9 protein-coding genes are annotated in these 12,265 nt (G+C 42.8%); 6 read left to right on the forward strand and 3 right to left on the reverse strand.

Features of this window, described 5'->3' with window-relative positions; genetic code table 11:
• Positions 1-153 precede the first annotated feature (153 nt).
• The gene (locus ABD851_RS14720) at positions 154-705 is read right to left on the reverse strand and encodes a hypothetical protein (protein WP_344980622.1); all 552 of its coding nucleotides are present in this window, start codon (positions 703-705) and stop codon (positions 154-156) included.
• A gap of 15 nt (positions 706-720) precedes the next feature.
• A complete protein-coding gene (locus ABD851_RS14725; RefSeq protein WP_344980624.1) occupies positions 721-2,112 on the reverse strand; it encodes an AAA family ATPase in 1,392 nt (463 codons plus the stop codon).
• Positions 2,113-2,728: 616 nt separating this feature from the next.
• Here ABD851_RS14725 and ABD851_RS14730 point away from each other — a divergent pair.
• From ABD851_RS14730 to ABD851_RS14750, 5 genes are all read left to right on the forward strand, one after another.
• The gene (locus tag ABD851_RS14730; RefSeq protein WP_344980626.1) at positions 2,729-3,544 is read left to right on the forward strand and encodes an alpha/beta fold hydrolase; all 816 of its coding nucleotides are present in this window, start codon (positions 2,729-2,731) and stop codon (positions 3,542-3,544) included.
• A 49-nt stretch (positions 3,545-3,593) separates the two neighbouring features.
• Complete coding sequence (locus tag ABD851_RS14735; RefSeq protein ID WP_344980628.1) at positions 3,594-4,187, forward strand: DJ-1/PfpI family protein; 594 nt, start codon at positions 3,594-3,596, stop codon at positions 4,185-4,187.
• 101 nt (positions 4,188-4,288) lie between these two features.
• The gene (locus tag ABD851_RS14740) at positions 4,289-5,275 is read left to right on the forward strand and encodes a family 43 glycosylhydrolase (protein WP_344980630.1); all 987 of its coding nucleotides are present in this window, start codon (positions 4,289-4,291) and stop codon (positions 5,273-5,275) included.
• 259 nt (positions 5,276-5,534) lie between these two features.
• Positions 5,535-5,864, forward strand: a complete 330-nt coding sequence (locus ABD851_RS14745) for a nucleotide pyrophosphohydrolase (RefSeq protein WP_344980632.1) — start codon at positions 5,535-5,537, stop codon at positions 5,862-5,864.
• Positions 5,864-8,044 carry a DNA/RNA helicase domain-containing protein gene (locus tag ABD851_RS14750; protein WP_344980634.1) on the forward strand — a complete coding sequence of 727 codons (2,181 nt, stop codon included), beginning with the start codon at positions 5,864-5,866 and terminating at the stop codon, positions 8,042-8,044. The genes ABD851_RS14745 and ABD851_RS14750 overlap by 1 nt, the downstream gene beginning before the upstream one ends.
• Positions 8,045-8,120: 76 nt before the next feature.
• Here ABD851_RS14750 and ABD851_RS14755 read toward each other — a convergent pair whose 3' ends face one another.
• On the reverse strand, positions 8,121-8,654 hold the full coding sequence (locus tag ABD851_RS14755) for a helix-turn-helix domain-containing protein (RefSeq protein ID WP_344980636.1): 534 nt from the start codon (positions 8,652-8,654) through the stop codon (positions 8,121-8,123).
• A gap of 574 nt (positions 8,655-9,228) precedes the next feature.
• Here ABD851_RS14755 and ABD851_RS14760 point away from each other — a divergent pair.
• Entirely contained in the window at positions 9,229-12,207 is a 2,979-nt protein-coding gene (locus tag ABD851_RS14760; protein ID WP_344980638.1) for a SusC/RagA family TonB-linked outer membrane protein, read from the forward strand.
• Positions 12,208-12,265: the final 58 nt, after the last annotated feature.

Raw genomic sequence — 12,265 nt, forward strand, 5'->3', positions numbered from 1 at the left:
CTCCAGTTTATCAATTTCAAAAATGGACTCAAAATTTCAAAGATCAAACACGCATTATGTTTTTAATAGCACAAGACGTTAATATTTGATATCGGAATGATTTAGGTCGGTTCTTAGTATTTAGTAGATATTGACGATTGATTAAAAATCGATTTAACTGGTTTTTTCTATAAAGATTTTAAATGAAATGCTATTTTTTTTGGCTATTGATTCTCTAATCATAGAAAATAACTCGGGACCATGTGAGGTTTCAGAATAACTATAATTTCTCTTAAATAACTTTCTTAATTCATCTTTTCCATGTTTTCCTTCATAACTTTTTTGCTTAAGACGGTCTTTTATATATTCTTTCCTTTGTGATAAGTATTCAATATCCGCTAGGTACCAATTTTCAATCATTTTATTAGAGACAACTATATCTGTTATGAGGGGGAGATCCTGTTTTTCTATTTCTGTTTTTAAATCTTTAACAAAACTAGTAATAGACTCCTTTCTGCATTCAAAATCTAAAAGAATAATAGCTCTTTTGCAATTCAATGCTTTTAACATTGATACCTGTTTACGTGACTTTGAAATTATGTCACAAACCTGTGAACAATGGCCTCTAGGGCCGTCTGTTTTTAATACTTTAAATTTACCGGGATATCTTTTCTTTATAGAAAGTAAATCAGCGGCTCCATCAACTATTATACCGAGTTTCTTCATGGCTTAATAATATTATTATTGGGGGACAGCACCAATCCCTCCACTAACCCATAAATCCCCTAATCTAAAATCAGAATTTTTTAAAAATCCAGTTATCTCCTCTTCTTCTTCAATTGACTTTATTTTGGTGCCATCCTTTGTAGATTCAACTATTCTTATTTCGTTTGGATTACATCCATTAAGGAGCGTAATTGAATGGGATGTTAAAAGGAAGATTGTATCGCTCTCATGTGCTTGATCTCGCATGATTTGTATAAGTTTTTGTTGCATCCAAGGATGTAAAAAGTTTTCTGGTTCCTCAAGTAAATAGATATTTGAGAAACCAACATAAATACTTGTTACAATGCATAACCATTTTATAGTCCCATCCGATACCTCGTCGGGATAAAAAGTATTTTTACTTGTGTTGAAAACGACATATCGCCGACCGGTTGAGTTATCTATTTTTACAGAAACATTGGAGATTGGTTTAACAGCGGCAGAGAGTTCTCTATTAATTCTTCCAAAGGCAGACTCAATATTTTTCCGATCTTTTCTGGTCATAAAGCCGCTACCAAAATAGTAATCTCTAAAAATTGGGAATTCGTAATCATCAATATCATAAATTTCATTTACTATCGAAAGTTTGTGGAAATTCCTTTTCTCAAGAGCATATATTACTTCACTTATTCCAAAGCCATTCGATTCCATTTTTGAATATGGAAGTTGTTCTGTTGCTTGTCGTGCTCTTTCAGGGATGATATTATATTCATTAAGAGAAGAAAAGAAAGAAAAGAGCTTTGCTAATGATCTATCTTCGAGCCATAATATTGACAGCAAACTTTTATCTCCATTTTTTTTTAACTTAGCTAAAATTCCTTCAATATGGACTCTCATATTTTCAAATAGATATTCTTTTTTCCTATCAAATCTATTTCGTCGAATATCTAAGATGTCCTTTCCAGCGACGGTCGTGTTTAGTTTGAAGTTTGAGATAGGTTTGTCAACATTTTTTCTGTCGATTTCAATATTAAGTACATTTTCTATATTGCCCCCTATTTCGCAATCAATTGAAATTCCTTCATAGGAAATTGTGGCAATTTTCTCCCGCCCCTTTTGTTCAACAGAGAGAGTCCAATAACATGTAGTATCCCGTTTACGGCTATTTATTACTCGTTCCCCATAATCTAGTTTAATTCGGAAGGTGATTTTTCTTTTTCCCCTATGATAAATTCTGGATGGCCCGCCTCCACGTGCCATAGCTAAGCCAACTCCTTTTGTCAAAATGTCTTTTATGAATTTGAGGCTGTATAGAGTACAGGTTTTTCCGGCACCATTTTGACCAATTAAAATATTGAGACCTTTTTGGAGTTCCAGTTTAGTTGAAACTATGGACTTGAAGTTTTCTATTTCAATATTTATATACATACATTGATTGTTACTGATAGTTTCAAATGTTCAATTTCAATAGACATCGTAACTTTATTTGAAACCCTTGTTTCTTGTGGTTAAACGTTTATGTCAACTCGCTTCTCTGTTTTAAAGCTTTGGAACCTTACAGTTTACAATTATGACCGCTTATCAATTGCATTAAGTGAGGAGTATATGTCAAAAGTTTTATCACATCAACATAATAGATCTGCCTTGTATTGACTTTGTTTTAAGAAGTATAAAATTTGATGAATTATTAGAGTGGTGATCCATATTGAGAAGGACCTAATACTCATTGTAAAGGGATGTCTGGCTGTCAGAGAAAATTTAGGTTTATAAATAAGTTAAGAATTACGTCGCTCTAATATAAAATCGTTTCTTCATTTATGCAATATATTAATTCTATTAATTAATAATTAGTTGATGATTAATGTATTTTATAAATCAGGATACTTTTGCCCGCCTATTAGGAAAAGTAGCTTAATCCACTTACCCTGCCTTAATGGCCGACCCCATTCCTTAACGGCCTGGTTGCCTTACATTTGCGTAGCCTTGAGATGCTGTCCCGAAGGCCCGGCTGATTTTTCGAAAAACAAGCAAAAAGCTCACCATTATGGCCAAACTGCTCAGCTTCCTACTCTTTCTCCTATCCATAGGCCTCCATACGAAGGGGAGCGCCCAGGACATCGACACCTTGATCGACGTGGGAGGCTACAAGCTGCATTTTAAGGTGGTTGAAGGGCGGGGCACACCCATCCTTTTTGAATCCGGGGCAGGCAATGACGGCAGTGTCTGGAAGGACCTGTTAAAGCCCTTGGATGACTCCTTAGGGGCGCCTTTGATCACGTATGACCGGGAGGGGTTTGGGAAGAGCGGGATCGACACGGCCGGCTTGAGTGTCATCAATGAGGTCAAGGGGCTGGAGGCCGGGCTGAGGAAGTTAGGATACGGCAAGGGCTGCTTTGTGGTGGCGCATTCTTTGGGCGGGGCGTATGCCATGGTCTTTTCATCCAGGAATGAGGATAGGGTTCAGGGTGGGGTGTTTATAGACAATGTATCGCCCTGCTTTATGACCGCGGAGAAGGCGCATGAAGTCAGGATGTTCTTTAGCGACAGCCTGGAAAGCATAAAAAGGCAAAGCCTGGGTTTTTATTTCATCGCGCGCAATTATGAATATACCAGCAGGGTGATGCGGGAGGCCGCCCCTGCATGGGATGCTCCTCTGACGGTTATCTGCTCTGACGATACACCCTTCGAAGGAGCGGATAGCATAAGGTGGAAGCGGTGTATGCAGGAGTTTGCCCGGGTGCGGCCGAACCGTAAATATATCTTTGCGAAGGGTTGCAGCCATTATGTTTTTGATGATAACCCCGGACTGGTGATAAAGGCGATAGTGGATCAATACCGGGCCGTTGATCACGTGCTATAGATGAAGATTAACTATGAATAATTTGCCCTAATTTTATAGAAATTGCAATATGGAAATCGCCGTTTTATTATTTGAAGACTTTGAAACCTTAGATGTTTTCGGGCCGGTTGAGATCTTTGGCCGGTTGGATGGCTTGTATACCCTTAGATTTTTCTCCCTACCTGGCGGCGCGATAAGGAACAAGGACGGTGTAGCTATTTTGACGGAGGAGTTATCGGCTATCCCTGACCGCGTGGACATTTTTCTGATCCCCGGCGGCCTGGGGACGCGCAAAGAAGTCAATAACGAGCCGCTCATTGACAAGATCAGGGCGATATCCGGCATCAGCGCGTATGTATTGACCGTTTGCACGGGGAGCGCCCTACTGGCAAAGACGGGTTTGTTGGATGGAAAAGGCGCAACGACCAATAAGCGCGCTTTTGATTGGGTCATTACCAACGGCCCCAATGTACTATGGAACAAGAAAGCGAGGTGGGTGGTCGACGGAAAGTTCTATACCTCCTCCGGCGTGAGCGCAGGAATGGATATGGCGTTGGGGTTTTTAGGCGATCGCCACGGCGTTGATGTTGCGAGAAAAGTTGCGGTTGGAATTGAATATAACTGGACGGAAGACAAAGATAACGATACATTCCAAGCCTCTTGATGAAGCCAATTTAACATTAAGCCCTTTAAGGCAAGTCCACGAAAGTCTAAATTTGTGGGGAAGGGGATGGTTAAATTGTAGTCCCTAAAAAAATAGATGTCATGAATATGAAATTATGGCTTGGGACCTGTCTGATGTTTCTGTCCACCATCGTACAGGCACAGACGAAAAGCACTATTTATCCGGGTGCTATATGGCAAGACAATGAAGGCAATCATATTCAGGCACATGGTGGCGGCATTATTAAGCTGGGTAAAGATTATTACTGGTATGGTGAGCAACGTGCCAAGGGATTGGATACGGGCTACCGCTATGTAAGCTGCTATAAATCCCGGGATCTGGTTAACTGGGAGTTTAAAGGGAATGCGCTGCAATTGTCAGATCCTGAAAACCTGGGGAACCGGTGGGTATTGGAGCGGCCCAAGGTTTTCTATAATAAGAAAACCAAAACCTACGTAATGTATTTTCACCTGGATGATGCCCGGTATCGGTTTGCGCGTGTGGGGGTAGCTACCAGTAAAAAGCCCGAAGGCCCTTTTGAATATGCGCATAGTTTTCGCCCCTTGGGGAAAGAAAGCCGGGATATTGGTCAATTTATTGACGATGACGGCACGCCTTATCTCATCTTTGAAAGCAGGCCCACCAAAGGGTTTTTTATCGCAAGCCTTACTGCTGATTATCTGAACGTGGATAAAAAGGTTTGCCTGGTGCAGGCGCCCCTGGAGGGCGGCGCTATTGTAAATTATAATGGATTGTATTACGCGATAGGCTCTGCCTTAACGGGTTGGCGACCCAATCCTAATAAATATGCCACTGCAAAGTCGCTATCCGGCCCCTGGTCAGCGTTTAAAGACATTGCTCCGCCGGAGGCCAATACTTATGGCTCGCAATCTACCATGATGGTTAAAGTTGTCGGAAGTAAAAAAACCACTGTACTGTTTTTAGCAGATCAGTGGAAGCCTGCTCAACAATGGGATTCAAGGTATTTGTGGATGCCGCTGGAAATCGGTAATGGCAAATTGCGGCTACCCAAACCCTCACCTTTTTCTTTGAACGTCAAAACAGGAGAAACCCAACTCCTACACTAAAAGGAATTAAGTCTATTAATAAAGAAGCCCCATTTTTAGAGAATGAAAAATAAGGGCTATCTCGATAAGTGTGTAAACTTTAACCGGCTCGTATTGCGTCATAGCCTTATGCTATTATCAAAAATAGTTACGTAAATTCTGCGGAATCCGACCCGGTATTCCGGGTGATGTCGCCTCCTAGTTAGCTTGGGGATTCTTCTTCAGGGCCTTTAAAATAAAATGCATAAAACGACTAATTTTATTGTATAAATTTGTTTTTATGCAAGACATAGAAATTATAACGCAACGTCTCCTGGAATTCAGGGATGCTCGGGACTGGGACCAGTTTCATAATCCTAAAGACTTGGCCGTGGCCTTAAGTGTAGAGGCCGGGGAGCTGCTGGAGATCTTCCTCTGGAAGCAGCCGGAAGTGGCTGATCGGGATAAGGTAAAGGAGGAACTGGCAGATGTGCTGGCTTATGCCTTTTTGCTGGCCAATAAATACGGGTTTGATATAAAGGAAATATTGTTGGAAAAAATAACCGACAACGCAAAAAAATACCCTGTGGATAAGGCTAAAGGCAATGCCAAAAAATATAATGAACTGTAATGAGTGAGCCGGAACTGGAAATAAAAGAGATTGCTTTTAATAAAGCCATCTTTTTACAATTGGAAACACTTTCACAGGCGCGGAACTTTTGGCCGATTGTGTATATTTTGAATGACGGTACCCTAAGAGAAGCCTACGTAGGGGAGACCACGGACCTACTAGCGCGCATGGCCACGCACCTGAGCAATGGAGAAAAAAGCAGATTAACTGAGGCTCATTTTATTACGAGTAATCGGTTTAATAAATCTGCTACGCTGGATATTGAAAGTAACCTTATAAAATATATTGCTGCAGACGGGAAATTCCGGTTATTAAATTGCAATGTCGGGCTGTCAAATCACAATTACTACCAAAAGCAGTGGTATTGGGAGTTGTTTAAAGATATTTGGAGCCGGTTAAGGGGCTTAGGTATTGCCCGGCACTCTATTAAGGATATTGATAATTCTGCTCTCTTTAAGTATTCGCCCTATAAGAGCCTTACAAAAGACCAGAAGCGAGGTATTATTCTTATCCTGCAAATGCTGCTCAACCCGTACAAAAGAAATATTGTATTGGAAGGAGGGGCCGGAACAGGAAAGACGGTTTTGGCTTTGTTTTTATTTAAGCTGTTACATACGCCACTTGAAGAGTTTAATTTTGCAACGTTTGGCGAATATGAGGAAAAAATACTGGATCTGACAAGGGCTGTAAAAGGAAAGTACCCCGATCCTCAAATGGCATTAGTGGTGCCAATGACTTCTTTTAGGGCTACCCTGACGCGTGTTTTTAAAAATGTTAAAGGGTTAAAACCGAGCATGGTTGTCGGACCTTCTGATATCGCAAAAAAGCATTTTGATATTATTATAGTAGATGAGGCGCACCGGTTGAGGTGGAGAAAATCACTTACCAATTACCTCAGCTTTGATACTGCAAGCCGGCAGTTGGGCTTTGACAAGCATCGGCATACCGAGCTGGACTGGGTGCTGAAACAATCAGATAAGACGGTACTTTTTTATGACAAAGAACAGTCTATAAAACCCGCCGATGTACCTGCTGAACAATTTACGTCATTAAAAGCACGATCGGATACAATTGTAACACCCTTGGTTTCTCAACTGAGGGTAAAAGGTGGTAATGACTATGTATCTTTTGTGCACCGGTTATTGCATACACAATTACCGAAGGAATATGGTAGATTTTACTCAAAAAGATACATATTACGGCTTTGTAATTCAATTGAGGAGCTAATACAGCATGTAAAGCAGCATGATGATGAATCCAGTTTGTCGCGCATGATAGCGGGGTTCTCCTGGCCCTGGAGATCTAAAACCAATCCGATGCAGGCGGATATTGAAATTGAGGGAAAATGGCTGAAATGGAATGTAACCAATAGCGACTGGATAAACTCTGCTAATGCAGTTAATGAAGTAGGTTGTATTCATACTACGCAGGGCTACGATCTGAATTTTGCAGGGATTATTTTGGGGAAGGAAATTTCCTATAATGAGAAAACAAATGAAATTGTTATTTTAAAACAACATTACTATGATAGTAATGGTAAAAAAGGCGTTGAGGACGATGCGGAATTAAAAGAATATATCATCCATATCTACAAAACATTGCTGTTGCGCGCCATTGAGGGATGTTATGTATATGTAGTGGATGATAAACTACGTGCTTATTTTGAGAAGCACTTGCCGTATATTGAACCACAGCCAAATGAAGCTTCAGATCCGGCGGATACCATAGCCGATAAAAGTATACTGCGAATACCTTTATATAACCTACAGGCTGCTGCCGGAGCTTTCAGCAATGAACAGCAGGTAGATAATGTGGATACGGTTCCCTTGCCCTCCAAATACAAATCGACCGAAGGGTTGTTTGCGTGTGCTGTAGTTGGCGAGTCTATGAATAAAGTAATTCCTAATGGATCTATTTGTTTATTTAGAAGAGACGATGGCGGGTCGAGAAACGGCAAAATTGTGTTGGTAGAGCTGACGGATATGCAGGACCCAGATTCCGGTTCTTATTATACGGTAAAGGAATATCACAGTACAAAAAACACTACTCCTGAAGGCTGGCAGCATGCCACGATTACTTTGAAACCTTTAACCCATGCTGAAGGTTATAAGGTGATAAAGCTCACAGGTAACGAAGCTAAGAACTTACGTGTGATTGGTCTATTTGAGCAGGTATTGTGACTATCTTTTTGTGAAGGATTAGGGGCTATTGCGAGCAGCATTTATTTTTTATCTCCCTTCTTCTGCAAGCACGTATTCAATCCGGCTTCATTCCCTTATAATGTGTATTGTCCGGCAGAGGGCCGTCATAATCGAAAAGATCAGCAAGCGGTATTTCCAAAGCGGTGGCAAACCTGACAAGGGTGGAAAAGACGATATTTATTTGTCCGCTTTCATAACGGCTTATTTCTCCGGAGTCTATATCGGTCAAGACGTTCAGATCCAGCTGACTCAGCTTCCGGTGCTTTCTTACCTCATACAAACGCAGGCCCAGCGCTTTCTTTTCAAAAGCCAGCCGCTTTGGCATACTCCGCTTCTGTTTTACGGGAACCACAGCGGCGTCTTCTGCAGCAAAGAAAGTATGCAGCTCAGCTTTGAAGGCCATGCCCAAGCGGGTAAGGGTCAGCAGTTCCACATTATTCTTGCCGTGTTCGATCCGGCTCACCTCCGTGCGGGAGATGCCGCAAAGCGCTTTCAGGTCTTCCTGCTTTAAGCCGAGGGATTTTCTGATCCAGCGGATCCGTTCTCCAAACAGTTGAATTTCTTCATTGTAGCGCTGCTCCCAAACCATAAAACTGACTTTCAGGAAAAGTCAGCCAAATCAGAAAAAATAAAATTGTGTTATACCTCACATGATTAAAAATATTTCCTTACCTTTAGGACAGCATTTCCGGAGATACTCATCCGGTAGTGCCGAAATGACTAAATTTGCGATTCTTCAAAAACTGATTTGAAGCCATTCGCTTAGAGTCTCAACTGGAAACTAGCACTTTTCAATTGTCATGGGACGATAAGTGGATAGCTCACGACCCGGGCGTGGGCTAAACTTATCATGACAAGGGTGTGCTAGCCCTCCAGTTGATAGGTGGATGCCTGCGCCCTCTTATTTCCGCAAGTTCCCAGGCGCCGCTTATCCGCAGACTTCTTAAGCAGCTTCATTATTTCAATATTGGCTTAATGGAGTTGATCTATCAGAACATAGAACTTTACTTATTACAGACTAAGTTTTGTGTTAAGCCCAAAAATCCGGTATAGTTTATTATTTCTCTTCACGCTCGAAGCCGTGTCTTACTGGTTTTCCTAAGTAAGATATAGCCGTTTGCCGGAGCTGACCTGCACTTTATTGTTTCACGAACACGTAGTACATGAAGAAATTTACCCTGCTGTGGGCAGGCCTGATGGGCTTGTCTTTTACTGTACAGGCCCAGCGTCCTTCAGGCCGGAGTATCTCCGGCGGGATATATGACAGTCGGAACGGTCAGCCCCTGGCCGGGGCTACTGTGCATCTCTTGCATGGCGCCCGTGGCGTCCTTACGGATGCCTCAGGCCATTTCACATTGCCCGGTATTTCTCCGGGTGATACCCTGCTCATATCCTCGGTAGGCTACCGCCCGGAAAAAATAGTACCGGGGGAGAGGACTATGCTGGAGATCCGCCTCCAACCCGCCCTCAATACGCTGGATGAAACGGTCGTCATGGCCTACGGCACCACCACCCGCCGCCTCAACACCGGCTCCATCAGCAGGATCACAGCCGAAGAGATCGGGAAGCAACCGGTGACGAATGTGCTGGCAGCGCTCTCCGGCCGTATGCCTGGGGTGTTTGTACAGACCACCAACGGGCTGCCGGGTGGGAATATAAAGATACAGGTGAGAGGGCGGGGATCTATTGCCGCCGGCACGGATCCGCTATACATCATAGACGGAGTGCCCGTCACTTCAACGCCTTTAAATTCGCTGGCCAGTAATTTTCAGAATATCAACGGCTTGGTCAGTCCCTTAAACAGCATCACGCCGGATAATATTGAATCCATAGAGATCCTGAAAGACGCCGATGCTACCGCTATATACGGCTCCCGGGGTGCAAATGGTGTTGTCCTGATCACGACAAAGAAGGGGACGTCCGGTAAAACCGAGGGGCATGTCAATGTATACTATGGATTTAATAAATCCGTAAGGCTTCCCCAAATGCTTGGCTTAAACGACTACCTGCAATTAAGAAAAGAAGCATATGTCAATGACAATAAGGAGCCTTCCCCAGCAGATGCGCCTGATCTTTTGGTATGGGATCAGCGTCACTATACGGATTGGGGCCGGTATCTCCTGGGAGGAACCGGGCGCGTTATCAATACCGAGGTGACGCTTTCCGGAGGGTCCATGAATACCCATTTCCGATTAGGGCTAAGCTATCGCCGGGAAGGGACCATATTGCCCGGAGATCAGCGATATGATCGCGGGTCCGGATATTTCAATCTCGATCATTCTTCTGCAAACAAGAAATTCTCTGTTCAGTTATCAAGCCGCTATAGTTCGGATAAAAATAACCTGATCAAATCAATCGATTTTGCAGGCTTATATGGGTTGCCGCCTAATTATCCTATATACAATAAAGACGGTAGCTATAATTGGACGCTGACCAATCCGGTCGCCTGGCTGGGGCAGGAGTCAAAAAGTAAAACTGAAAACTTCATCGCTAACGGGGTTTTTCGTTACACGCTGATAAAGGGGCTTGATCTTAAAACCAGTATCGGCTATACCAAGATAAATATGGACATGTTTTCTTCTTTGCCGGCATCCACGCAAAATCCGGCCTTTAGCCCGGTAAGCTCTGCCAATTTCGGCAATAATTATAATGAAACTTACCTCGTAGAGCCTCAGATCGAATATCGGCGTTCGGTAGGGAAGAGTAAATTTTCTGTCTTATTAGGGGGAACCTGGCAAAAAGTCACCACAGAGGGATATTACATTTTTGCTACGGATTATACCAACGAAGAGCTGCTTGAAAGCCTGGCTGCGGCTGGGACCATAAGCGCCAAAGGGAGTAGTTATTCAGAATATAAGTATGCGTCGATGTTCGGGCGTATAAACGTGGTCAACAGGCAAAAATACTTGCTTAACATGACCTTTAGACGGGATGGCTCGTCCAAGTTTGGCCCCGGCCGGCAGTTCGGCAATTTTGGAGCAGTAGGGGTGGGATGGATATTCAGTGAAGAACCGTTCTTCAAAAACAGATTGCCGTTTTTAAGCTTTGGGAAATTAAGAGGCAGCTACGGCATAACCGGAAATGACCAGATCAGTAATTATCAATATTTATCTTCTTACAAAAATGGCAATGTATACCAGGGCATTGCTACGCTGCGGCCTTCCATATTGGCCAATGATGCATTCGGATGGGAGACCACGAAAAAGTTGGAGTCGGCCCTCGAGCTGAATTTCCTTAAGGACAGAATTGCCTTAACAGCGGCTTATTTTTATAACCGTAGTGGGAATCAGCTCATAGCCTATAAGATTCCATATATAAGTGGACCGTTCGGCAGCTATCAGGCCAATTTTCCGGGCGTCGTTCAAAACACCGGTTGGGAACTAAGCTTAAATACCGAGAACATAACGGGCCAGGCAATAACCTGGCAGACTTCGTTCAATATCACATTCCCGCATAACAAATTGATCAGCTTCCCTGGTCTTGCACAATCGAGCTATGCCAATACTTATGAAGTAGGGGAGGATTTGAGCATAGTAAAGGGATATCGTTTCCTGGGAATAGATGCCGGTACGGGCGTCGCCCGATTTCAGGATATCGATAAAGACGGCAGCCTGACCTATGGATTGGATTATGTAGTTATCGGAAAGACAAGCCCGGATATTTTCGGGGGATTACAGAATAGTTTGTCCTTGGGATCTTTTTCCATAGACCTCTTCTTTCAGTTTGTAAAGCAACAATCCAGGATCAATCCCCGGTTGTATTCGATTGCCTCACAAAGCAATGTGCTTCAATACGGGCTTAACCGGTGGAAAGAACCGGGCGATATCACGAACGTTCAGAAGCCAACGGCCACCTACGGCACGCCGGCCTTTGCTGCTATGCAGAATTTAACAAACTCAAGTGCCGGATTGATAGATGGATCCTATATACGTTGTAAAAATGTCAGCCTCCGGTATTTGATAAGCAAACCGCTTTTGAAGAAACTGCATCTAAAGCAAGCGATGATTTACCTACAAATGCAGAACATATTTACCTTATCTGATCCTGAATTTTCCGGATTAGATCCGGAGACGGTGAATGGAATATCTGCCTCAGTCCCTCAGATGAAGTCTTATGTCTTGGGTATTCAATTATCATTTTAATTCTTTGAGATATGAAAAGTGCAATGCAATCAAAAATATTCTCGTTGATATTGTTTTG

Origin of the sequence: Compostibacter hankyongensis (assembly GCF_039541075.1) — a bacterium.
Classification (GTDB): Bacteria; Bacteroidota; Bacteroidia; order Chitinophagales; family Chitinophagaceae; genus Compostibacter; species Compostibacter hankyongensis.

Excerpts from the sequence above, each read along its gene's own strand:
- ABD851_RS14750 (WP_344980634.1), top strand. The coding sequence starts at position 5,864 with ATGAGTGAGCCGGAACTGGAAATAAAAGAGATTGCTTTTAATAAAGCC.
- ABD851_RS14720 (WP_344980622.1), bottom strand. The coding sequence starts at position 705 with ATGAAGAAACTCGGTATAATAGTTGATGGAGCCGCTGATTTACTTTCT.
- ABD851_RS14745 (WP_344980632.1), top strand. The coding sequence starts at position 5,535 with ATGCAAGACATAGAAATTATAACGCAACGTCTCCTGGAATTCAGGGAT.
- ABD851_RS14760 (WP_344980638.1), top strand. The coding sequence starts at position 9,229 with ATGAAGAAATTTACCCTGCTGTGGGCAGGCCTGATGGGCTTGTCTTTT.
- ABD851_RS14735 (WP_344980628.1), top strand. The coding sequence starts at position 3,594 with ATGGAAATCGCCGTTTTATTATTTGAAGACTTTGAAACCTTAGATGTT.
- ABD851_RS14725 (WP_344980624.1), bottom strand. The coding sequence starts at position 2,112 with ATGTATATAAATATTGAAATAGAAAACTTCAAGTCCATAGTTTCAACT.
- ABD851_RS14740 (WP_344980630.1), top strand. The coding sequence starts at position 4,289 with ATGAATATGAAATTATGGCTTGGGACCTGTCTGATGTTTCTGTCCACC.
- ABD851_RS14755 (WP_344980636.1), bottom strand. The coding sequence starts at position 8,654 with ATGGTTTGGGAGCAGCGCTACAATGAAGAAATTCAACTGTTTGGAGAA.
- ABD851_RS14730 (WP_344980626.1), top strand. The coding sequence starts at position 2,729 with ATGGCCAAACTGCTCAGCTTCCTACTCTTTCTCCTATCCATAGGCCTC.